This window comes from Staphylococcus sp. FSL W8-0774 (genome assembly GCF_038006785.1).
In the GTDB taxonomy this organism is placed as follows: Bacteria; Bacillota; Bacilli; order Staphylococcales; family Staphylococcaceae; genus Staphylococcus; species Staphylococcus pasteuri.
Map to the genome: position 1 here is coordinate 2,158,488 of NZ_JBBOVW010000001.1, position 24,178 is coordinate 2,182,665.

27 protein-coding genes are annotated in these 24,178 nt (G+C 31.6%); 10 read left to right on the forward strand and 17 right to left on the reverse strand.

Annotation, left to right across the window (positions count from 1 at the left end; translation table 11 throughout):
* Nucleotides 1–31: 31 nt before the first annotated feature.
* The 6 genes from NSQ15_RS10650 to NSQ15_RS10675 all read right to left on the reverse strand — a co-directional run bounded on the left by NSQ15_RS10650 (nt 32) and on the right by NSQ15_RS10675 (nt 4,002).
* Nucleotides 32–664 (reverse strand): endonuclease III domain-containing protein, encoded by a 633-nt coding sequence (locus NSQ15_RS10650; protein ID WP_340747153.1) that lies wholly within the window; start codon nt 662–664, stop codon nt 32–34.
* A 90-nt stretch (nt 665–754) separates the two neighbouring features.
* On the reverse strand, nt 755–2,416 hold the full coding sequence (gene argS, locus NSQ15_RS10655) for an arginine--tRNA ligase (protein WP_070452640.1): 1,662 nt from the start codon (nt 2,414–2,416) through the stop codon (nt 755–757).
* The gene (locus NSQ15_RS10660) at nt 2,416–2,829 is read right to left on the reverse strand and encodes a DUF1934 domain-containing protein (protein WP_217193758.1); all 414 of its coding nucleotides are present in this window, start codon (nt 2,827–2,829) and stop codon (nt 2,416–2,418) included. The genes argS and NSQ15_RS10660 overlap by 1 nt, the downstream gene beginning before the upstream one ends.
* 149 nt (nt 2,830–2,978) lie before the next feature.
* On the reverse strand, nt 2,979–3,104 hold the full coding sequence (locus tag NSQ15_RS10665; protein ID WP_017636361.1) for a hypothetical protein: 126 nt from the start codon (nt 3,102–3,104) through the stop codon (nt 2,979–2,981).
* A gap of 93 nt (nt 3,105–3,197) precedes the next feature.
* A complete protein-coding gene (locus NSQ15_RS10670) occupies nt 3,198–3,590 on the reverse strand; it encodes a hypothetical protein (protein WP_070452646.1) in 393 nt (130 codons plus the stop codon).
* A 172-nt stretch (nt 3,591–3,762) separates the two neighbouring features.
* Nucleotides 3,763–4,002 (reverse strand): hypothetical protein, encoded by a 240-nt coding sequence (locus NSQ15_RS10675; protein ID WP_029056392.1) that lies wholly within the window; start codon nt 4,000–4,002, stop codon nt 3,763–3,765.
* A 279-nt stretch (nt 4,003–4,281) separates the two neighbouring features.
* On the opposite strand from NSQ15_RS10675, the gene larA reads away from it, so the two are divergent.
* Genes larA through larC form a run of 4 tightly spaced genes read left to right on the forward strand, consistent with a single transcriptional unit; the run spans nt 4,282 to nt 8,388 of the window.
* Nucleotides 4,282–5,547 carry a nickel-dependent lactate racemase gene (gene larA / locus NSQ15_RS10680; RefSeq protein WP_046466402.1) on the forward strand — a complete coding sequence of 422 codons (1,266 nt, stop codon included), beginning with the start codon at nt 4,282–4,284 and terminating at the stop codon, nt 5,545–5,547.
* 28 nt (nt 5,548–5,575) lie between these two features.
* On the forward strand, nt 5,576–6,400 hold the full coding sequence (larE, locus tag NSQ15_RS10685; protein ID WP_029056390.1) for an ATP-dependent sacrificial sulfur transferase LarE: 825 nt from the start codon (nt 5,576–5,578) through the stop codon (nt 6,398–6,400).
* Nucleotides 6,401–6,434: 34 nt separating this feature from the next.
* The gene (larB, locus tag NSQ15_RS10690) at nt 6,435–7,193 is read left to right on the forward strand and encodes a nickel pincer cofactor biosynthesis protein LarB (protein WP_070452647.1); all 759 of its coding nucleotides are present in this window, start codon (nt 6,435–6,437) and stop codon (nt 7,191–7,193) included.
* Nucleotides 7,194–7,209: 16 nt separating this feature from the next.
* Nucleotides 7,210–8,388, forward strand: coding sequence for a nickel pincer cofactor biosynthesis protein LarC (gene larC / locus NSQ15_RS10695; RefSeq protein ID WP_070452650.1), 1,179 nt, complete (start codon nt 7,210–7,212; stop codon nt 8,386–8,388).
* Between the two features lie 68 nt (nt 8,389–8,456).
* Here larC and NSQ15_RS10700 read toward each other — a convergent pair whose 3' ends face one another.
* The 5 genes from NSQ15_RS10700 to NSQ15_RS10720 form a co-directional block, all read right to left on the reverse strand.
* Nucleotides 8,457–8,963, reverse strand: a complete 507-nt coding sequence (locus NSQ15_RS10700) for a YwhD family protein (RefSeq protein WP_017636367.1) — start codon at nt 8,961–8,963, stop codon at nt 8,457–8,459.
* Nucleotides 8,964–9,037: 74 nt separating this feature from the next.
* On the reverse strand, nt 9,038–10,336 hold the full coding sequence (locus NSQ15_RS10705; protein ID WP_340747154.1) for an HD domain-containing protein: 1,299 nt from the start codon (nt 10,334–10,336) through the stop codon (nt 9,038–9,040).
* Nucleotides 10,337–10,479: 143 nt separating this feature from the next.
* Nucleotides 10,480–10,956, reverse strand: coding sequence for a GNAT family N-acetyltransferase (locus NSQ15_RS10710; protein WP_017636369.1), 477 nt, complete (start codon nt 10,954–10,956; stop codon nt 10,480–10,482).
* Nucleotides 10,957–11,204: 248 nt separating this feature from the next.
* Nucleotides 11,205–11,744, reverse strand: coding sequence for a flavodoxin family protein (locus tag NSQ15_RS10715; protein WP_017636370.1), 540 nt, complete (start codon nt 11,742–11,744; stop codon nt 11,205–11,207).
* Between the two features lie 211 nt (nt 11,745–11,955).
* On the reverse strand, nt 11,956–12,894 hold the full coding sequence (locus NSQ15_RS10720; protein ID WP_029056386.1) for an aldo/keto reductase: 939 nt from the start codon (nt 12,892–12,894) through the stop codon (nt 11,956–11,958).
* Between the two features lie 121 nt (nt 12,895–13,015).
* On the opposite strand from NSQ15_RS10720, the gene NSQ15_RS10725 reads away from it, so the two are divergent.
* From NSQ15_RS10725 to merA, 3 genes are all read left to right on the forward strand, one after another.
* Entirely contained in the window at nt 13,016–13,687 is a 672-nt protein-coding gene (locus NSQ15_RS10725; RefSeq protein ID WP_070452655.1) for a type 1 glutamine amidotransferase, read from the forward strand.
* Nucleotides 13,688–13,793: 106 nt separating this feature from the next.
* Complete coding sequence (gene hypR / locus NSQ15_RS10730) at nt 13,794–14,237, forward strand: redox-sensitive transcriptional regulator HypR (protein WP_017636373.1); 444 nt, start codon at nt 13,794–13,796, stop codon at nt 14,235–14,237.
* Nucleotides 14,224–15,546 (forward strand): hypothiocyanous acid reductase MerA, encoded by a 1,323-nt coding sequence (gene merA, locus NSQ15_RS10735; RefSeq protein WP_124760818.1) that lies wholly within the window; start codon nt 14,224–14,226, stop codon nt 15,544–15,546. Before hypR ends, merA begins: the two co-directional genes overlap by 14 nt.
* 42 nt (nt 15,547–15,588) lie before the next feature.
* Here the strand turns inward: merA and NSQ15_RS10740 are convergent, their stop codons facing one another.
* The 6 genes from NSQ15_RS10740 to pta form a co-directional block, all read right to left on the reverse strand.
* Complete coding sequence (locus NSQ15_RS10740) at nt 15,589–15,930, reverse strand: DUF1450 domain-containing protein (protein WP_340747155.1); 342 nt, start codon at nt 15,928–15,930, stop codon at nt 15,589–15,591.
* A 247-nt stretch (nt 15,931–16,177) separates the two neighbouring features.
* Nucleotides 16,178–17,254 (reverse strand): phosphomevalonate kinase, encoded by a 1,077-nt coding sequence (locus tag NSQ15_RS10745; RefSeq protein ID WP_017636376.1) that lies wholly within the window; start codon nt 17,252–17,254, stop codon nt 16,178–16,180.
* A 12-nt stretch (nt 17,255–17,266) separates the two neighbouring features.
* Complete coding sequence (mvaD, locus tag NSQ15_RS10750) at nt 17,267–18,250, reverse strand: diphosphomevalonate decarboxylase (protein WP_017636377.1); 984 nt, start codon at nt 18,248–18,250, stop codon at nt 17,267–17,269.
* A 4-nt stretch (nt 18,251–18,254) separates the two neighbouring features.
* On the reverse strand, nt 18,255–19,175 hold the full coding sequence (gene mvk / locus NSQ15_RS10755) for a mevalonate kinase (RefSeq protein WP_340747156.1): 921 nt from the start codon (nt 19,173–19,175) through the stop codon (nt 18,255–18,257).
* A gap of 498 nt (nt 19,176–19,673) precedes the next feature.
* Nucleotides 19,674–20,516: a lipoate--protein ligase family protein gene (locus NSQ15_RS10760; protein WP_026083429.1), complete on the reverse strand. Its 843-nt coding sequence runs from the start codon at nt 20,514–20,516 to the stop codon at nt 19,674–19,676.
* A complete protein-coding gene (gene pta / locus NSQ15_RS10765) occupies nt 20,516–21,505 on the reverse strand; it encodes a phosphate acetyltransferase (protein ID WP_046466392.1) in 990 nt (329 codons plus the stop codon). The genes NSQ15_RS10760 and pta overlap by 1 nt, the downstream gene beginning before the upstream one ends.
* A 171-nt stretch (nt 21,506–21,676) precedes the next feature.
* Here pta and hemQ point away from each other — a divergent pair, with 171 nt between their 5' ends.
* From hemQ to NSQ15_RS10780, 3 genes are all read left to right on the forward strand, one after another.
* Complete coding sequence (gene hemQ / locus NSQ15_RS10770) at nt 21,677–22,426, forward strand: hydrogen peroxide-dependent heme synthase (protein ID WP_124760820.1); 750 nt, start codon at nt 21,677–21,679, stop codon at nt 22,424–22,426.
* A 503-nt stretch (nt 22,427–22,929) separates the two neighbouring features.
* A complete protein-coding gene (locus NSQ15_RS10775; RefSeq protein ID WP_340747157.1) occupies nt 22,930–23,694 on the forward strand; it encodes a threonine/serine exporter family protein in 765 nt (254 codons plus the stop codon).
* Nucleotides 23,695–23,706: 12 nt separating this feature from the next.
* A complete protein-coding gene (locus tag NSQ15_RS10780; RefSeq protein WP_017636383.1) occupies nt 23,707–24,159 on the forward strand; it encodes a threonine/serine exporter family protein in 453 nt (150 codons plus the stop codon).
* Nucleotides 24,160–24,178 lie beyond the last annotated feature (19 nt).

Here is a 24,178-nt window from a genome sequence, read left to right on the forward strand (position 1 = left end):
ATACTTATCATAATTCTTTATATACAATATTTTATTCAAAATACGGATCTAAAAAGGTATAATGTGTGCCATTTTTAATATTGAAGTAGTTCTTTCCAAAGTTATCTAACAAAGCATGAAATTCATTAGCATCTTGATTCGTAAAAGTACTTGGTAATTGAATTTCTTTTTTAAACTTATCATAACTATCAGTATTAGAATATCCTAATTTGGCATACAAACGTCTCGTATAACTATCTGGAATAAATTCTATTCCACCAAAAATGTAAACTATTAATACGTCAGCCGTTTCATTGCCGACGCCTCTAATTTTTAATAATTCCTTTCTCAAATCGTCTCCAAATTTTGAAACAATAGCCTCATAATTAAATTGATAATCATTTAACCATGATAATAAAGCATGTATAGCCTTCCCTTTATTTTTATAGAATCCACTCGATTTAATGATTTGTTGTAAGTCTTCTAGTGGTATATCTAAAATGTGTTGTGGATTAAAATTTGTCTCATGTTTTGAAGATGTTAAGGCTAAGTCTGCATTTTTCCAATTTGTATTTTGGACGAGTATTGCTCCTAACATCATTTCTATTTCACTGGCGGCAGGCCACCAATGTTGAGGCCCCATATTTTGATATAGAATGTCATATAACTCTTGTGTGTGTAACAATTTTTCACCACTTTCTAGTTCTTTATATTAAAAATACCCCTATAACCGCAGCTATAAGGGTATTTGAGACAATTTGTTTTATACTATTTACTACATTGTTTCTGGAGCTGACACACCAACTAATGCTAAAGCATTATTTAATGTTATTCTTACCGCTTCTATTAATGCAACATGTGCTTTTGTTTTTTCAATGTCATCTGTAAGTACTTTTTCAGCATTATAGAATTTATGGAAATGAGAAGCTAAATCTTGAATGTAATTAGTCATACGATGTGGTGCTCTTGATTCTGCAGCACTTTCAATCGTAGTTTCAAATTCAGCTACTTTTTTCAATAATTCAATTGCTTTGTCATTAGTAATTTTTGAAAAATCAACATCAGTACTAACCTCAATACTTTGATCTTTAGCTTGTTTCAAGATAGAACAAATACGAGCATGCGCATATTGTGCATAATACACTGGATTGTCTTGAGATTGTTCTTTTGCTAATTCCATATCAAAATCAAAGTGTGTATCTGGGCTACGCATAGTTAAGAAGTAACGCGCAGCATCCACACCAACTTCATCCATAATTTCGCGTAAAGTAATCGCGTTGCCTGTACGTTTACTCATTTTAACTTCTTCACCATTTTGCATTAAACGTACCATTTGCATGATTTGAATTTCTAATCGGTCACTGTCTACACCAAAAGTTTCAAGTGACGCTTTCAAACGATTAATATAACCGTGATGGTCAGCACCCATTAAATCGATTAAAATATCATTTCCACGTTGAACTTTATCAAAATGATAGGCAATGTCAGGTAAGAAATAAGTGTAATTGCCATCTTTTTTAATTAAAACTCTATCTTTGTCATCTTTAAAGTCAGATGTACGTAACCAAGTCGCACCATCTGCTTCATAGGTATAGCCTAATTCATTCATTTTAGCTAATACTTCTTTAATTTCTCCTTTTTCATAAAGAGATGTTTCGCTAAACCAACTATCAAAATGAGTATGGAAATCTGATAAATCTTTTTTCAATTTAGACATTTCATAATCGACACCTAGCTGTCTAAATGTCTTCAAACGTTCTTCATCGCTATAATCTTTAATTTCTGGTTGTTTATCAGCTAAATCTTTACCAATTTCAATAATATCTTTGCCGTTATATCCATCTTCAGGCATTTCATGACTGTTATCACCTAACGCCTCAAAGAAACGTGTTTCGATAGAGCGCGCAAGATTAGAAATTTGATTACCAGCATCATTAATATAATATTCACGTGTGACATTATATCCAACTGCAATTAAAATATTAGCTAGCGTGTCACCAACAGCCGCATTTCGTGCATGACCGATATGTAAATCACCAGTTGGGTTGGCTGATACATATTCAAGTAAAATATTTTTGTTTTTAGATGTTTCTGCATTCCCAAATTGATGTCCTTTTTGGATTGCTTCTGGAATGATGTCAGTTAAGTATTGATTGTCTAGATAGAAATTAATAAATCCAGGTCCTGCAATATCAATTTGTTTAACATGTGCTTTACTAGCATCTAAGTTGTCGACAATCGCTTGAGCAATGTCTCTTGGGTTACGTTTAGCAATTTTAGTTAATACCATTGCGATATTTGTTGAATAATCACCATTCTTTACATCTTTAGGTATTTCAATTTTAATTTCTGGAATATCTTCTGCTAATTCAGCTTTTTTAATACTTGCTTCTATTTCTTGAATAAGCGTCTGCTTTACTTGATCGATAATATTCATTAGCCTAACTCCTTATAATTTATTTCATATTGGTATGAACCCATTTTTTCATCATTTTGATATAGTTCGTAATGTACTTTCAGTTTACCACCATCTGGTGTTACAAAATGTAGAATACTTAACGTTTTAACATTTAATGGAATACATCCAGCTTGTATATCGTAAAGGGTTGTTGTTTCCACACCTTCTACAAAATGAAAGTTCATATTAATGTCGCCTTTACGGATCAATTTTACGCCGTCGTCCTCTATCTTAATCGTTACATTCACTTTGGCATCATCTATATTTTCGTTATATCTAATGATGTGAGACTGACGTTTGTGCCATGATCCCTCAGTAGTAAAATCAAACTTCTCTTTATCGCCGTTCTGTTTAATAATTTGTTTCGTTTGAATTTTTACATTATTTTCCAATTTACTACTCCCTTATTCTACACAATAATACATGATATTATAGCATAATTGCCCTATTGCTTGTAGTATTGGCCTATTTAAAATATTTAAAAAACAAAAAAATGAGCAAACTATAATTAGTTCACCCACTTAAAGTAAAACAAGTATACTTAAATCAAATCTTCTACTGATTCAATATCAACAATATCACTTTGATACTTATATTTTTCCATTTGATACTTATAGAAATATACGATGCCGAAACTCAATGTTGTAATGAATATTAATTTATTCATGTCTATACCTCATATTCTATAATATTAATTATTTAATTTTTATATTATCATTTTTATATGTATGTGTAAATATACCCTATGCTGAAATGATAACTATTGGAACGCTCCTTCTTTATAAATCACTTTTTCTTTATTTCCATCTATAAACTTGTCATAGTTTTCTTTTTGAAAGTCACTTAGCAACACTTTAGATGTGCCATATTTTAATATACCCGCTTCAGTTACAATTCGCATTTTTCTAAATAACATACCATCTTTAAGTCTTATCTCTATAACAGGTGCATAATCTAAAATATCAGCATCTTTAATTTCAAAAGTTTTAAATGCAATAGTGACACACGCAAACGTATCTTCTCCTAAATAATACACATGTAAGTCTTCTTGCTTATGTTGTCCTACTAAAAATCTACCTTTAACAAAATTTAACTCAGGATATTTTAGTTCTAAATAATCGATTAGTTCATTTTCTTTTAATTTAAATTGCATGGTCTCATCCCCTATATCAATTTTAATTCATTAAAATTCATTAAACTTTCCTATAATAATAGCCATTCATTCTTTTTCAAAATGAATGGCTGAATTTATAGCTGTATTTTATTTTCTTACTAAATTTAACTATTCTACTTCATATGATTTATCTTAAAAGCTATTGGTAAAATTATGCACCTGCATTTGATGCAATAATATATCCTAAAGTGAACCCTAAAATAGTGAATACTATTGCAGCGACGATAATGATAATACCGTGTGTCTTTTTACCTTTACTAATTGTTAAAGCACCAAACACAATTCCTGCTGGACCAAAAATAATTGGTAATACAATTAGTGATAACGCAGAAAATACCCATCCAAGGATTATAAAAACTAATGCATTATTATCTTTTTGTTGTTCAGGCATATTTTACCCTCCTTATGTTTATCTATATTAAATATACATTTTTTTGATGAATTTTTTAATACTATTTAATCTTTTTTTACAATATAAATATAGAAAACAAAATATTAATTCATAAATTTACATTTACATATAAATGAACAATTCAATGGTGGTAATAGTTGTATACTTTCATAAATTAAAATATTGCAATACCTATGATATAATTTAACTATAATAATCAAACAATTCAGAACAAAAACAAGAAGAGATTTCAATGCTTCTACAACGGAGGGGAATATTTTGTTAACAAAAGTATTATATGGGAAATCTGAAATAGATGTTGAAGTTCCTGACGATAGCACAGTCATAGAACCCTTAAATATTGATCCAGTGGAAAACGTAGAGGGAACGATTAAAGATGTATTACAACATCCTACCAACTCGAAGCCCTTAAAAGACATGGTTAAAAGTAGTGATACAGTTTCTATTGTCATTAGTGATATTACACGACCTACACCTAACCATATATTGGTACCGTTATTAATGGAAGAGTTAAGTCATGTACCTCGAGAAAACTTTGTGATTATTAATGGCACTGGCACACATAGAGATCAAACGCGAGAAGAATTAATAAGTATGTTAGGCGAAGACATTGTTGACACTGTTAAAATTGTTCACAATCATTGTAATGAAGAAGAAAGCTTAACAAAAGTTGGCCATAGTCAATATGGTTGTGATGTTTATTTAAATAAAGATTATGTAGAATCTGATTTTAAAATTGTGACTGGTTTTATTGAGCCTCACTTTTTTGCAGGTTTTTCTGGTGGTCCTAAAGGTATTATGCCAGGTATTGCTGGAATTGAAACCATTCAAACTTTCCATAATGCCCAAATGATTGGCGACCCTCGTTCAACTTGGGGAAATTTAGATGATAATCCTGTCCAAAATATGGCTCGTGAAGTAAATAAAATGTGTAAGCCACACTTTATGTTAAACGTTGCATTAAACAAAGATAAAGAGATTACTGCAGCATTCGGCGGAGAAGTTTTTGAAGCACACAAACAAGGTTGTGCCTATGTTAAAGAACATGCCATGTTTAAATGTGATCAAAGATTCGATGTCGTTATTGCCTCTAACTCAGGTTATCCACTTGACCAAAACCTTTATCAAACTGTTAAAGGTATGAGTGCTGCAAGTAAAGTGGTTAAAGAAGGCGGTAATATTATTATGGTTTCTGAATGTGCAGATGGTTTCCCAGATCATGGTAAATTCGCTGAAATTTTCAAAATGGCAGATACGCCTCAAGGTATTTTAGATTTAATACATGATCCTAACTTTTCTGAAGTTGACCAATGGCAAGTACAAAAACAAGCAAGTATTCAAACATTTGCCAATGTATATGTATATTCAGAGTTAACTGACCAACAACTTAAAGACTCAATGCTTAATCCTACATCAGATATCGAAAAAACATTACAAGAATTAGAAGAATCGTATGGTCGTCCATTAACGATTGGTGTCATGCCTCAAGGTCCATTAACAATTCCATACGTAGAAAATGAATAATTTAAATTACTTATAGGAGGAATTCAACATGACTAATATAAACAATAAAGAAGAAAAATTAGATCAATTATTAAACAATATGGGAAGTGTAGTTATCGCCTTTTCTGGTGGTGTAGATAGTAGTCTCGTTCTAAAAAAAGCAATCGACAATTTAGGAACTGAAAATGTAATGCCTGTTGTAGTAAAATCTGAACTTTTCCGTAATGAAGAATTTGACCAAGCTATCGAACTTGGTAATAGCTTAGGTATTCATGTAGTAGAAGCTGAAATGTCTGAATTGAATGATGAAAATATTATTAAAAACACACCAGAAAGCTGGTATTATAGCAAACGTTTGATGTATAGCAATTTAGAAGATATCAGAAAACAAGTCGGATTTAACTATGTTATCGACGGAATGATTATGGATGACTTAGAAGATTTCCGTCCTGGATTAAAAGCTAGAGAAGAATTTAATGTTAGAAGTGTACTTCAAGAAGCTGAGCTATACAAATCTGAAGTACGTGATTTAAGTCAACAACATCATTTACCAGTTTGGAATAAACCAGCATTATGTAGTTTAGCTTCAAGAATTCCATATGGTGAACCTTTAAGCTTTTCAAAAGTAAATAAAGTTAATGAAGCAGAAAAATATATTCTAAGTCTAGGCGTTAATAATGTTCGTGTACGTTATCATCAAAATATAGCACGTATTGAAGTAGAAGATGATGCGTTATCTACAGTTATTCAAAATAAAACAAATATTACATTAAGACTTAAAGAGCTAGGATTTGACTACGTAACTATCGATTTAGAAGGTTATCGTACAGGTAGTATGAACGAAGTTATAAACACTAAGTCATCTGAATTTTAAGTATTAATTCTAATAATTATAAGGATGTCAAAATATGAAAGATAACAACGAACAACTAGAACAAATTCTAAATAAAGTTCACAACAATCAAATATCTGTAGAAGAAGCGAAAGCCCAACTCCGTCATTACGACGAATTGGGCTTTGCTAAAATCGATTTACATCGTGCACAAAGACAAGGTTTCCCTGAAGTCATCTTTGGACAAGGTAAAACTAAAGAACAAATTGATCAAATTATCGAAAGTTTACTTAATACCAATCAAACTATTCTCGTAACTCGAGTGAATAATGACAAAGCGCAATATATTATCAATAATCATCCACAATTACAATATCATGATTTAGCACAAATCATATCTAGTCCAATTGATGCTATACCTAAATCAAACGCGTACATTTCAGTATTATGTGCTGGCACTTCGGACTTACCTATCGCTGAAGAAGCAGCCTTAACAGCAGAAGTCATGGGTACAAATGTTCAAAGATTTTATGATGTAGGTGTTTCAGGTATTCACCGCCTTTTTGAACATATCCAAGATATACGTAAAGGTCACGTTTCAATTGTTATAGCAGGTATGGAGGGTGCATTAGCTAGCGTTGTCGGAGGATTAGTGGATCATCCTGTTTATGCAGTTCCTACTAGTGTAGGTTACGGTGCTAATTTAAATGGTATAACAACATTATTATCAATGATTAATTCATGTGCGCCTGGAACAAGTGTACTTAATATAGATAATGGTTTTGGTGCTGGTTATAATGCTTCGATGATTATAAACATGTTGGAAAATAAATAGAAATGGAGACACTAATATGAGTAATGCATTGTATTTAGATTGTCATGCTGGTATTGCTGGTGACATGCTATTATCCGCACTTGTAGATATAGGTGCTAACCCTCAGGAAATTGAAAATGAATTAAAAAAATTACCCATCGATACGTTTTCATTACATTTTAATAAAGTAATGAAGCAAGGCATACAAGCCACGTCACTGAAAATTGATTTTGAAGAATCACACCATCATCGTAAAGCTTCTGATATATATAACATTATAGATAATAGTACTTTAAATGATAGAGTTAAAACGCGTAGCAAAGCTATTTTCAATGTTATTGCACATGCTGAAGCTAAAATACATGGTATGTCAGTAGACGAAGTTCATTTTCATGAAGTAGGCGCTATGGATTCAATCATTGATATTATTGGAGGCTGTATTGCTCTAGAACTTTTAGACATAGATATTCTTTATTGCTCACCTATTCCAACAGGAAATGGTCGAATAAAAATCGCACATGGTGTTTATCCAATTCCAGCACCAGCTACTGCAGAAATATTAAAAGGAATACCTTTAGCACAGTTTAATGTATCTAGTGAATTAACTACACCTACTGGGGCAGCTTTTGCTAAAAGCCTTGTAAATTCGTTTGGTACATTTCCTGCAAATACAATGAAGAACATTGGTTATGGAGCCGGAACCAAAGAATTCGACTTTCCAAATGTGTTAAGAGTCATTCAATTTGAAGTGCTAGATCAACAAAATGAAGCTGACCAGGTACAGGTCATAGAATGTCAAATTGATGATATGACCGCTGAAATGTTAGGTGATATAATGGAAAATACTGTAAATCAAAAGGTATTGGACATATTCTACACACCAATTATTATGAAAAAACAACGCCCTGCTACTCAACTTACAGTTATTTGTAAACCAGATTATAAATCAACTATTGAAGATTTCATACTTACACATACATCAACATTAGGTGTTAGAAGCTATACAGTTAACCGTCGTATTCTAAGTCGTCAATATCATGATATTGAAACACCTTATGGCAATGTGTCAGTTAAATTAGCTTATAAAAATGATGAATTAATCAAAGCCAAACCAGAATTTGATCAAATCAAAGAAATCGCCAAAAAGTATAATCAAAATATCCAAACTATTTACCAACAAATAACTAAATGTATGGTTGAACAACTCAATTTATAATATAAAAATAAACCAACAACTACACATCATCAAAGGATGATTTTGAAAGTTGTTGGTTTATTAATTATTTATTCAAATGCGTCAAATAATTCTTTGCTTGAGTTATTCCACATATCTTCATTATGATTTTGTAAAAAGTCTTTAAGTACTTTTTTATTCTCTTTACCAATATGATCGATAATAATTTGATGTTTCATAGATTTATCCATCATGTTCACATGTTCAGGCATACTTTTATACCCACGACGAATGCTTTTATTTACTAATAAATAGCATCCCGTTACACCAGCGTAATATGGGCCATGTTCTCCTCTTTCAGTAGTAACCCAACAAAGCCAGTATTCTTTTGCTTCTTCGCCTTCTACTTCTGATTTGTCGGTAATCCATTTAACACCTTTTTCAACTTTAGCACGTGCATGCATGCCACCAATATCAATAAAAGCTTCTTGATTTGCAACATCTATAAATACTGGCGCAATATTATCTAAAGTAATTGAACCAATATTGGTACCTTTATGTCCATCTAAGGGATCATTTTTAATAATATTAAAATTAAAACCTTTCTTTTCTGACACGTAGGCCACCTCCTCTGACAATTTCCAACTGAATTCTATATTAAATGAGCAAACAATTTCTATCAATCGATTGATTAATTTAATTCATTTAAAAGATTAATAATAGAACCTTTTATCTCTTCATCCTTAATATTTAAAATCAATTCTTTTGGATAATATAATTTATAATCTTCTCTATTAATTCCTGTAATACTATTAATGACTAATGATTGATTACTAATCTCTCTAATTGAACCATCTCTTCTTAGTAAGTGAATGGGTTTACGATTAGAACCTGGTCGATCATAATCGTAAGGTAAATCTGAAAACGACTCGCTCACAAAGTAATAATTAGGATTAATTCCTCCCGCTTCAAATAACTCTTGAAGTTCTGAAATTGTTATTATTGAGCCGTCAAACGGAATATATTTAAATAAATCACGATTAATAAAACGACGTGATAAATCACTCAAAATCATGTCATCTTCCTCGACCCATTTTTTCAAATAATAGATAACAACTGCTTCGTCTAAATCAACATATTGTTGAATTGTCATTGTCCCTTCGAAAAATGGTATAAAATCTTCAGGTGATTTCTTAAATTGATACCCTTCATTATATAGTTGTTTAGCTCTTTTCAGACAGTTATTTAATAATACCTCTCCACCTCTGCTGACAGGATGGAAATATATTTGCCAATACATTTGATAACGACTCATGATGAAATTTTCAACTGCATGCATACCACTTTCTTTAATTAAAACTTCATCTTTAGAAGGTCTCATCAAACGTAAAATACGTTCCATATCAAAAGCACCATATGATACTCCAGTAAAGTAAGCGTCACGTTGTAGATAATCCATTCGGTCTGCATCAATTTGTGATGAAATCATAGATATGACTAACTTATTATCGTGAGTCTTATTAATTACATCAGCTACTTGTTGTGGAAATGTAGCTGAAACACGACTCAATACTTCATTTACTTCTGTATTTCCGGTAATAATTTCCTGAGTAAACGCTTCATGATCTGTATTAAAAATCTTTTCAAAGCTATGTGAAAACGGTCCATGACCTAAATCATGTAACATCGCAGCACACAAGGCAAGAGGACGGTCTTCGTTATCCCATGCATCGCGACCTTCAAATGTTTCATCTATCATACGACGCACTATTTCATAAACACCTAGAGAATGTCCGAATCGACTATGTTCAGCTGTATGAAAGGAAAGATATAATGTGCCAAGTTGCTTAATTCTACGTAATCTTTGAAATTCCTTTGTCTTCACTAAATCCCAAATCAATTGATCTTTAACATGTATATACCTATGTATAGGATCTTTGAATACCTTTTCCTCTGCAAGTTTCGTCGTTGCATACGATGATTGTGTCATGAAATACCTCCTTTTAAAGGGAGACATATATTTTTTTGTCCCCTAACATTTACTCTATAGACTCTATTCAATTTAGTAAGTAGTCATAATCATTGATAGCATACATTCATTGTAATTTTCTTTAAAATAAAAATAATTGTGAACTAAAAGACTTTCTTCATTAATGCTAAATTCATGACTTCCCCATACATTTCTGGTTGATAAGATCTTATAATTTCAAACCCTTGTTCTTTATAGAAATGAATACCTTCATCATTTTGATTATCAACTTCTAAGAAAACCGTGTCATACTTCCCTTTAAATGACTCTAAACCTTTTTCTAATAACAACGTACCATAGCCTTTATGTTGAGACTCAGGATGTACATAATGCGCTGATAAATATAATTCTTCACCATAAATAAAATTGGCAAAACCTACAATTTCTTCATCTTCTTCTGCAACTAAAAATAATTGCTCTTGCATTCTTTTCTTTAAATGTTCTTCGTTATATGACGCTGCTAATAATTCATTGATTGTGCTAGCAGCATAAATATTTAAATACGTATTATACCAAGCTTTTGTTGCTACATCTCTAATCGCTATCGCATCTGTACTTGTTGCTTCTCTGACTCTATGCATTTTTGTCTCCCCTAACAATTACAAGTTATTAATAAATGCATTATATCATATATGTATCGTATTCATTTAACGCAGCGTATTTAATTTTATATACTTATATATTTTTTAAAATTATCTATGAAAACAACTCATAAAAATTCATATTTTGTATTCTTCGTATTGTAAGAAGTACTATAAACATAACAAAGCCCTTCACTAATACATAAGCGAAGGGTCTTATATTGTACTACAAGTTATTTACATTAATTCTATTGTTTGAATAAATGATTCCATTCTCTCGCTCTTTCTAATGCGTAATTGTCTTTCATGATATCGCCAGGTCTTTCAGCTGTACCAATAATGTAACCAGCGAGTTCTCCGCCAATAAATTCTAATGTATATTTCATTTGATCAACACAAGGTTTAGACTTCACTTTTGGACAGTCTCCACCTACTAATATTAATCTAAAGTCTTTTTTAGACATTATTTCTTTAAAATCTGAATATCTTTCATCTACCATTGTTTCTGACCAATGATCAATAAACGCTTTTAATGATGCTGATAAACTATACCAATAAATTGGCGACGCAAAAATGACAACATCACTTTCTAGCACAGTTTTAATTAATTGTTCATAATCATCTGGATATGAATCTATCTTCTTATCATTATGACGTACATCTCTTACTGGATTTAATTGATATTGTGTAACGTCTATCCATTGGTGTTCAACATTTTCTAATGCGTATTGCGTTAATTGCGCTGTGTTTCCTTCTGGACGACTGCCACCGAATAAAACTGTAATCATTACCCTTTCCTCCTTATCTATTATTCTTTAAGTAAGTTGCTCAACTATTCAATATGTTTTTTTACCCGTTAAAGTTAAAAATATGTATCAGAGAATGAAAAAATTTTAACTATTATATCTAATCAATTGGAATTATATAAATTTAAAATATCCCGTAAATCGCCAATATTTAGCTTATTTACGGGATTAATTTTAAAAAAGGTTGGTTTATTTATTTGTTAATTGGAAATAGAGAATCGATTTTATCAATTTCGTCTTGTGATAATTTTACGTTAGCCGCTTCAATATTTTCTACCACTTGTTCAGCACGTTTCGCACCTGGAATAACAACATCTAACGCTGGACGAGTAAGATAAAATGCTAACACTACATTAGCTATAGTTGTATCATGAGCTTCAGCAATATCTGTAAGCTGTTTTACTCGACGTACATTATCTTTAAATACCTCAGGTTTAAAGTCTCTTCTTGTCGCACGATGATCTTCAAATGTTGTATCTTCATCATATTTACCCGCTAGAATTCCAGACGCTAATGGGAAATATGGCACGAATGTAATTTGATTATCAGCAGCGTATGCCATCACTTCTTCATTTTCTCTATGCAATAAATTATATTCTAATTGAACAACATCTACTAAACCATCTTTATTTGCTTCTTTTAATTGATCTAATGTGAAGTTAGATACACCGATTGCTTTAATTTTTCCTTCTTCTTTTAATTCTTGTAATGCTGCAACTGCTTTATCTTTTGGCGTATTATCATCTGGAAAATGAATATAAAATAAATCAATATAATCTGTTTGAAGACGTTTTAAACTGTTTTCAACTTGTTGTTTAATAAACTCTGGATCATTATTTTGATGTACATCATTGTTTTCATCGAAGTAATGAGAACCTTTCGTAGCAATTTTGATTTGTTCTCTTGGATATTCTTTCACAACTTCTCCAACTAATTCTTCAGAACGTTCAGGACCATAAATAAATGCTGTATCTAGTAAGGTAATTCCATTATTAATCGCTTGTCTAACAACTTCTTTACCTTGTTCTTCATCTAAATTTGGATAAAGATTATGTCCACCTACTGCATTAGTACCTAGTGCAATTGGAAATACTTTAACATCTGATTTACCTAATGTTACTTCTTGAGCCATTCTATTCATCTCTCCTTCAGCGAATTGTATTTTAATGCTTTATGTTTACCCTAAAATTAAACGTATCATTCATATAGTAATATTTGATATTATAAAGTAACTATGAGAAGGAGTTGATTAAATGAGAATTAATGTTTTACAACATACACCAAATGAAGGTGTAGGAGCTATTGGTGATTGGGCAAAAGAAAATAACCATGACTTATATATCTATCATCCCTATTTTTATAACGGTGTATTACCAACTGCAGACGAAACAGATTTACTTATTATCTTAGGTGGGCCTATGAGTCCTAATGATACAGATGAATGGATTTATAAAGAAAGAGAACTTATAAGAGACTTATTAAAAGTGAATAAGCCAATGTTTGGAGCTTGTTATGGTGCACAACAAATTACAAAAGCGATTGGCTACACAGTAAGTAAATCACCAGTGAAAGAAGTTGGTTGGGATAAAGTTTACCTAGAAACTGATACTATTCCATACTTACCAAAAGAATTAATGGCTTTACATTGGCATGAAGAAATGTTTCAAATACCTAAAAATGCCGAGCTATTATTTTCAAGTGAGCATTTAAACAATCAAGGCTTTCTACTAAATCAAAATGTAATTGGATTACAATTCCATTTTGAACCAGGGCCTTACGACGTTAAAGAAATCGTTATTAATGACTATACTTATGCAGTTGATTCTGTATTAAATCAAATGCCTCAAGAGATTATTAACTATGATGTACCTGAGGAAAATAAAGAAGTCATGTTTAAATTATTAGATTTCATAACGCAATCATAAGATTAATTAAAAATCGTACTTTTAATCTCTTCAAATTTATACCCATTGACTATTAATTAATTTTTTTATTTAATGTAACTATAACAGTTACATTTTGGAGGATGTTATGAACTTAGAGTTTAATATTGCGATTCATGTGCTCGCTTTCTTAACAAAACATAATCATCAAAGATATCACAGTACAGCATTAGCAGAACTTACTTGCATTAACCCTGTTCAATTACGACGAGTTGCAACGCTTCTTACCTATCACGATTATATTGTCACCATTCGTGGAAAAAGTGGTGGCTACCAGGCTAATGATATGACAAAACATGTTAAACTGTCTGACTTATATCAATACTTTGTGTTAGATAAACAACCTAATCAAAAACGTATTTTTACAGGGAAGCAATCAAGTCATTGCATCATAGCAAGACATATTGCCGATACAATGACATACCATCAAAACCAAGAAGCAAATCATATATTAAACTACTATAGTTCTATAACTATCCAAGATATAGTTCATCAAATACAACAGGAGGACAACATCAATGAACAAATATGATCTAATTATTATTGGATTTGGTAAAGCTGGGAAGACATTAGCAAAATTCGCAGCAGCACAAGGACAACAAGTCGCAATGATAGAGCAATCAAAATCTATGTATGGTGGCACCTGTATCAATATAGGGTGTATCCCATCAAAAGTACTTGTTCATGACGGGATTGCAGGTACAAAATTTGATGATGCATTTTCAAGAAAACAAGAAGTTGTACAAGCATTAAATCAAAAAAACTATCAACTTTTAGCAAGCGATGAAAATATAAGTGTATTAAATTATAAAGCGCAATTTAAGTCGAATACTGAAGTTCATTTGTTAGATAAAAATAACAACATCATTAAGACTATTACAGCCCCACATATCGTTATTAATACTGGAGCTAAAGCAAATATTCCTAATATTAAAGGTATCAATAATGCTAAACATCTATTTGATTCCACTGGTTTATTAGATATATCTTATCAACCTAAACATTTAGTAATCATTGGTGGGGGTTATATCGCTTTAGAATTTGCCTCTATGTTTGCTAATTTAAATACTAAAGTAACCATCTTAGAACATGGTTCAAAATTAATGCCTAGAGAAGACCGTGACATCGTTAATGCAATTATTAATGACTTAGAGAATAAGGATGTTACTATTTTAACTAATGTTAATACGACTGAATTGATTGATGATGTCGACAAAACCATTATTAAAACCACTCAAGGAAACTTTGAATCTGATGCTGTATTACTTGCGACAGGACGTAGACCAAATGTCGATTTAGGATTGGAAAATACTGATATCCAATTAACTAAAGATGGTTCAATAGCAGTGAACGAACATCTACAAACATCAGTAGCACATATTTATGCAGCTGGTGATGTTAAAGGTGGCATGCAATTTACTTATATATCATTAGATGATTATCGTATTATACAATCTCATCTTTATGGAGGTGGAAATCGTACAACAGAAAATAGAGGTTTCATACCTTATACTATGTTTATAGATCCACCATTATCTCGAGTTGGAATGACTAGCGATCAAGCTAAATTAGCAAATTATAATTATATAGACAAGCTACTTCCCGTCAATCAAATTCCTAGACATAAAATTAACAATGACAGTCGAGGATTATTTAAAGTAGTCATTAATAAAGAAAATCATCAAATTTTAGGTGCATCATTATATGGTAAAGAATCAGAAGAAATGATCAACCTAATTAAGTTAGCAATGGATCAAAACATTCCATATCAAGTTTTAAGAGATAATATCTACACACATCCAACAATGACAGAATCATTCAACGATTTGTTTAACATATAAAGAAAGAAGCCATCATTCGTTAATATGATGGCTTCTCTACTATTATTTCAATACTTTTTTCTTTTCAAGTTTTTCTTTTAATTTTCTATCTTGTTCTTCTTTACGTCTTTTACGTTCTTCATTACGTTTTCTTAAACGTTCTTCTTCTTCAGGATCTCGAGGTTTTTTCAGTTGTTTAGTAACCTTTTCAATTAATTCCTCTTCAGTTAAAGCAGCTAGTGGACGATTATTTACGAATGCAAAAGTCTTACGTCTACCCGGACCACAATATGACTGACAACCTATTTCTATTTCAGCTTCAGGGTCTAACTTTTCTAATTTCTTTTGCAAAGTTTTAACGTTAACTGCCTGACATTCATCGCATATTAAAAATTTATTTTTCATATTGTCATCGCCCACCTTTCTATATTTTTGTATTATTACTTTTTAATAGTTATCTATTTTTATAATTGTGCTTCCTAATCTATATATAACTTTAATTATTTTACTCTTTTTACCAAAAAATTCAAGTTACTTTTTAACTATGTAACGTTTTGTTCATAAAAAAGCCTTCTAAAATAGATTAGATATTTATCATCAAGTTATTTGTTATAACGACGATAAAATCAATCATTTTAAAAGGTTCATATCATTATTGCCCATGATATATTTTAAATAGTAAAGGTTTAATACCATTAGACGTCCATTCTTCATATATCTTTTGTTTGTCAGCATTTTGGTGAATGATGGCAATACCACAATCTCCACCGCCAGCTCCTGAAGTTTTAGCAGCACCGCCATGTTGCTCAGCGATGTCACACAAATGTTTTAATTTCTCTGTTTCAATATCTACTGATGCTTGATTATCCATTTGACGAATGATAAGACGATTTTGACGAATCATCTTTTGTACACCTTTAATATTGTTAGTTTTAAATGCATGGATTAAATTTTCAACACATTGATGTGAACTATCTAAAAATTCGCCATAAAAAGCGGGATCAGATTTAAGTCTTTTAACTTCGCTAACTAGGTGTGGTGAAGATGCTGGTGAACCAGTCCATCCTATTAATACTTCCATATTTTCTGGCGCTTGTAATGGTTCGATATGAAGACCAGGCCAATTCTTGTCTAATACCGTATTTACTGAAGTCGTTTCGATTTGCTGCTTAACCCAGTCATGGTCGAATGTACTATATGCTAACCAACCACTATAAACACTTACGGCAATGTCGCCACAAGAACTTAAACTTTGTAATTTCATATTCGAAATAACTGCTAATTTATAAATATAAAGATTAGATAATTCTAATTCATAAAACTCGTTAAGTACTTTAACAACTGACACTAACACAGCGGCACTTGAACCAAGACCATACTTATTACCATTAGCATCATCTAAGTTACTATCAATTGTTAAATGAAAATGTTTTAAAGGGATGTCACAACTCTTAGCATACTGTTCAAACACTTCTATGGCTGTAACAACATAATTTAATTGTTTAGCCGCCTGTGGATCAGAAATGACAATGCTATCTTCATCTCTATAAAATGTTACAGGTTCGTGATGTAATGTTTTTGAATGAATTGTACCTTCAACTTGATTTGAAGGTTCGATTGTTGCTGTAACAAAGCGATTTAATGCAATTAACACAGATTTATATCCTGGTTCTGTAACTGCATATTCACCAGCTATATAAAGTTTACCGGGTGCTTTGACCTGAATCATTCTATCAATTCCTTACTTAATTATTTCAACGCCTGTAGCGATAATATCACTTGCAATTATTTTTGAATCATCAAATTGTTTTTTAAATTGTTCAATCACTGCTTGTTTATTTTTCTTTTCAACAAGGACTTTCACATTGGGACCAGCATCCATTGTGAAATAACAAGGTAATCCCATTTCCCTACATTTGTGAACAATAGCCATTGCATCATAGCTTTCTTGTACTAAATATGTAAATGGCGGTTGAGCACCAAGGTTTGTAGCATGCATACGTAAACCATTTGCCTCAATCACTTCTCCAAGATGTTTAAAGTCTTTAGATGACATCGCGCGCTTAACTTCAGCTATATCCTCATCTACGTGATCTAACCAATATTGATAAAAGCGAGATGTATCACGTGTCAATGACATACCTGAACGACTGGATACTTTTTTAGATTGATTATTGATAACGACAAATATCATAGACAAATCATCTTCCCAATGATTTGCATCGACTGGATGAGCATATGATGTTTCGTCATCATGACCCTTTTCCCATTCAGCAAAACCACCGAAAATGCTTCGAGATGCCGAACCAGACCCACGACGTGCTAAACGAGATAAATCTTTATCTGTTAATCGAAGTTGTAAAGCTTCATTACAAGCTGCTGCGAGCGCTGCGTATGCACTTGCAGATGATGCTAAACCAGCAGCTGTCGGCACAAAATTATGACTATCAATACGAGCATGTAAATTTGTACCTGCTACTTCTCTAACAATATCCATATAAGATTGAATTTTTTTAGTTTCTTTTTCATTGGCTTCTTCACCATTTAAAATAAATTGATCATTTTGATAGTCACTGTCAAACGTTACTTCAGTTTCGGTATAAAACTTTTCCAATGATACAGATAGACTATTATTCATAGGGATAATTAACTTTTCGTCAGCTTTTCCCCAATATTTAATCAATGCAATATTTGTATGTGCACGCGCTTTGCCACTTTTTGCCAATGGGTTAACCTCCTAAATACTCAATCCATGTATGTGCAGCTCCTGCTTTTTCAACTGCCGCTACAATTTTTTCTGCAGTATGTAAATCTTCAGCTAGTAACAACATGCTTCCGCCACGTCCACCACCAGTCAATTTACCTGCAATTGCACCATGGGATTTTCCTATTTCTAACAACTCTTCTATTTTATCATGACTTACTGTTAAATTTCTTAAATCTTGCTGACATTCATTAAAAATATTGGCTAATTGTTTGAAATTATGATATTTGATTGCCTGACTTGCTTGGTATACTAAGTCCCCAATATTTTCAATATGTTTCATGTATTCTTGTGATTCACATAAATTGTGAACATCTTCAACTGCTTGTTTTGTTGAACCTTTTACGCCAGTGTCAATAACAACCATATAGCCGTTTAATTGAAGTGTTTTTAAAGTTTCAGCATGACCATTTTGAAACCATACTGGTTTATTAGAAACAATCGTTTGTGTATCAATACCACTTGGTTTACCGTGAGCAATTTTTTCTGCCCAGTTAGCCTCTTCAATTAATTCTTTATCACTTAAAGTTTCTCCTAGAAAATCATAACTTGCTCTAGTAAAAGCAACAGCTATTGCTGCACTTGATCCTAACCCTCTTGAAGGTGGTAAATTAGTTTGAATTTTAATTAATAATGGCTCTTCTACACCCGTTTTGTCGATAAAACGTGTCACGATTGATTTTAAATGCTCTGGCGCATCATAAAGAAGACCATCATAAACATCACTTTCGATGGCTGAATAATTTCCCTTTTCAAGGCTTTCTATTAACACTTTAATTTTACCGGCGTTAAATGGAATAGCTATAGCAGGTTGGCCAAAAGTTACTGCGTGCTCGCCTATCAAAATAATTTTACCTGTAGACTCCCCGTATCCTTTTTTTGTCATGTTATTATCACCTTTTATTATACCTTCACTAATCTGATTCTTCATTGTCTTTACGTGTTTATGTTTGTATATATAGTTTTTTACAGAGTAATATTTTAACGAGTATCATATGTAATGATATTATTACGATTTTAAATAACAAACTATATATTTTATACCTCTATACAAAATCTTGAATATATTTACCTTTAACTAAGGTTTTGTAAACATTTTTACATTTTATAAACTTAAATCTGCTCTTTTTATATAAATTTTTCCACCTAAACTATAATACTACAAATAATTCTTGGAATACACAGATTTATATATAATATAAGAAATTTAATGTACTCAATACATCATTTTTATAGTTTATTAAACTACGTTATCACTGCAAAAACTATAAAAAACCGTCTTATTTTAAAGACATTAAACCTCAATATCGATTATATTGTGGTACTAAGTCATATTAAATAAGACGGCTAATTATTTTAAATTGTCATTGTTATCTAATTTATACTACTTTTCGTTCATTTTAGTTATCATTTTTGCATTACGGTCTATCATTTTATCAAAATAACCTTCATAGCGTTGCCACTCATCGTCAGTGATTGGGTCCATATTTAAGCGTCCACCTAAATCTTTGATGGCATATAGTAATAAAAACATGGTGTCTTGTACAGTAATCTTTTTATTTAAAAGCGTTTCAAGGGATGCCATGCATTGTGGTTCAATATCAGGATAAATAAACTTAGTTGTTTCACCTTTTAAAGCACGGTCATAAAAATGTTTCATCATTAATGCACGTTCTGAACCCGAACCTTCAACACATAGATAGACTTGAACTGCAATACCGCCTCTTACACGTCTTTGTGAAATGCCTGCAAATTTCTTACCATTAATACTTAAATCGAATTTTCCTGGGCAATAAGAATGTGTAATTTCAAGAGTATCTATCTCTACATCTTCGTCTTCGAACATTTTGGCAACAAGCAAATACATAACAGTAAATGCTTCATCAATTGTCGTTTCTGACTGCCCTTTGAACATTAATGAAATATTTAATATTCCTTGATCTAAGACAACCCCAAGACCTCCCGAATTACGTACAATCGCGTTATAGCCCATTTCATCTGTTAGATAGGCAATACCATCCTTTAAGAATGGTAATCGAGAGTCATGAATACCAAGAATAACAGTATGTTGATGAATCCAAGTTCTCACTACGTTAGGTGATAAATCTTTACCTACACTTTCGCTAAACGTGTCATCAAAAGCAAATGATTGCATAGGTTCCAAACCACTGGAATGGTCAATGTATCGCCATTCTATGTCATTAAAATATTTATTTGCTAAGTCCATTATTGTAATGATTGTGCAGCAGTAATAATTGATAAGTTATAGACATCTTCAATTGAACATCCACGAGATAAGTCATTTACAGGAGAATTCAAGCCTTGTAAAACTGGACCAACTGCATCATATCCACCTAATCTTTGAGCTATTTTGTAACCAATATTACCTGCTTCTAAACTAGGGAAAATGAAAACATTTGCATCTCCTTGAATTTTAGCACCTGGCGCTTTTTTCTCAGCTACACTTGGTACGATTGCTGCATCAAATTGGAATTCCCCATCAATAACAACATTGTCTAATTGTTCTTCAGCTACTTTATCTTGCGCTAATTTCAATGCATCTTGAACTTTAGTCACGTCATCTGATTTAGCAGATCCTTTAGTTGAAAAGCTTAACATAGCCACTTTAGGTTCCATACCAAAACTTTGTGCAGATTTAGCACTTTCAACAGCAATTTCAGCAAGACCTTGTGCATCTAATTCAGGGTTAATTGCACAATCGCCAAAGATATATTGTTCTTCGCCTTTCATCATAAAGAAGATACCAGATGTTTTAGATACGCCAGGTTTAGTCTTGATAACTTGTAATGCTGGACGAACAGTATCACCAGTTGAATGCGCTGCTCCACTTACTAAGCCTGCTGCTTTACCAGTGTATACAAGCATTGTTCCAAAGTAATTAACGTTTTCTAATAATTCTTCAGCTTGTTCTTGTGTTGCTTTGCCTTTACGGCGTTCAACAAATGCGTCTACTAATTCTGATTTCAATTCACTTGTTGAAGGATCGATGACTTCTATATTAGCAATATCCAAACCTTTGTCTTCTGCTAAGGATTGAATTTTTTCTTTATTACCTAAAACGATTGGTGTTACATAATCTGTAGTTTGTAATTGTGTAGCCGCAGTTAACACACGTTCGTCTTCCCCTTCAGGTAACACGATATTTACATTTTTTCCTGATAATTTGTTTTCTAATACATTTAATAGATTAGTCATAATGTCCTCCTTGAATTTCTTTTTCATAATAACGTTTACAAAACTAATTATACGTTATTTTAAAATAGAATTCCATTTCACTTTTTTGTAATCATTTACTTAGGAGCTGACTATTTATTTATGATAAAATTTAATGTGAATTGATATTATAGAATTAAAGGAGCGATAAATATGAGTGAAGCAGCCGAAACATTGGATGGTTGGTATAGTTTACATTTATTTTATGCAGTTGATTGGGCTACTTTTAGATTAGTCCCTCAAGAAGAACGCGAATCAATGATTGCTGAATTCGAAAGTTTCGTGAACGATAAATCTGAAGCTAGAAGCTCTCATACAGGAGATCAAGCTATTTATAATATTACAGGACAAAAAGCCGATTTATTATTATGGTTCTTACGTCCTGAAATGAAAGACCTTAATTTAATTGAAAATGAACTTAACAAATTACATATAGCTGATTTCTTTATTCCGACATACTCTTATGTGTCAGTCATTGAATTAAGTAATTACTTAGCAGGTAAATCTGATGAGGATCCATATGAAAACCCTCATGTAAAAGCTAGATTATATCCTGAACTACCACATTCTGATTATATTTGTTTCTATCCTATGGATAAACGTAGAAATGAAACATATAACTGGTATATGTTACCAATGGAAGAAAGAAAATCATTAATGTATAACCACGGAATGATTGGACGTAAATATGCTGGTAAAATCAAACAATTTATCACTGGTTCTGTCGGCTTTGATGACTTTGAATGGGGTGTTACTTTATTCTCAGATGACGTCTTACAATTCAAAAAAATTGTTTATGAAATGCGTTTTGATGAAACTACTGCACGTTATGGAGACTTCGGAAGTTTCTATATAGGTCATATTTTAAACCCTGAAAACTTCAATCAATTTTTCAAAATTTAACAGTTGATTATTAGAGAATTCCTATTTTTATATGAATAGGGATTCTCTTTTCATATCTATAAACTAATTAAAAAAGTACACTTTGCAAGCAAAGTGTACTTCTGACGTGTAGTATCCTTGGGAGAACTTTAATCACTACTACGTATAAGTTAACTAAATTAAATATATTGTCGCTACCCAATATATTTTGTAATAGTTAACTAATATTAATTTAACCTTTTTGAAATATTTGAAACATTATTTTAGTGTTGAGTTATATATATAAAATGCAATAAGTTTATATAAGTATCAATTTATACATTTTCCTTTTATTTTTCTAAATTTTATCGAAAAATCATGAATTAAATTGCTTATCAATTTTGTCATTCACTTCTTTTTTCTATATAGTTATTAAAACTGAAATGTTTTACAGTCTTTCTTTATCGCTATATAATGGTTTTTTCTCTTTTCATACTCTATAATTAATATATCTAAATTTAAAAATTTTAAAAACTGGTGATTAAATGACAAAAGTAGTAAATGAAAACGAGCATGAACGTCTCATCAAAGATGTGGTTATGTTAGCCGCACGTGTTTTACTTGAATCTGGTGCTGAAGGTACACGGGTAGAAGATACAATGAATCGCATCGCTAAAAAATTAGGTTATCAAGAAAGTAATAGCTTCGTTACAAATACCGTTATTCAATTTCATTTACATAATGAAGCAACCCCACGTATGTTTAGAATAAAAACAAGAGACACTAATTTAATTAAGATTTCACAAGCAAATGAAATTTCTCGTTTAATTACTAAAGGGACGATGGGTCTTGAAGAAGCTAAAGAAAAATTAGAAAAAATTTATGTCGCTAAAAGAGATAGCAGCCTTCCTTTTAAAGGATTTGCCGCAGCAATCATTGCAGTTAGTTTTTTTTATTTACAAGGTGGTTCCCTAGTAGATATTATTACTGCTCTACTTGCAGGTAGTTTAGGTTATCTAGTTGTTGAAATACTAGATAGAAAGTTACATGCTCAGTTCATACCTGAATTTATAGGCTCTGTTGTTATAGCTTTGATTGCTGTAACTGGTCATACTTTAGTACCTCAAGGTAATCTTGCGACCATTATTATCGCTTCAGTCATGCCTATTGTTCCTGGTGTATTGATAACAAATGCGATTCAAGATTTATTTGGTGGCCATATGCTTATGTTTACAACGAAATCTTTAGAAGCACTTGTCACTTCATTTGGTATAGGTGCAGGTGTAAGTTCAATATTAATATTAATCTAGGAGAGTTGTTATATGTTTTGGATATTAAATTTTATATTTAGTTTTTTAGCATCTCTGTTCTTTTGTGTCATATTCGATGCTCCTAGAAAATTATATCTATCTTGTGGATTTGTTGGGGCTTGTGGTTGGATGGTTTACACACTGTTCTATAATGGATTAGAAGCTCATACAATATATTCCAGCTTCTTCGGTAGTCTTGCATTAGGTCTATTAAGTCACTATATGGCTAGATATAAAAAAGAACCCGCTATTATTTTTATGGTAACTGGAATTATACCTTTAGTTCCTGGTGGTCTTGCTTACGATGCTACTAAAAGCTTAGTTTTATTACACTTTAATAAAGCAATCAATACCATGCTTGAAGTTACATTAATTGCAGGTGCTATTGCTTTAGGTTTACTGTTTGCAGATCAAATTTCAAAAATCATTATTTCTGGGTTCGCTATAACTAGAAAAAAACTATAAATATAAAAAAAGTCATGAT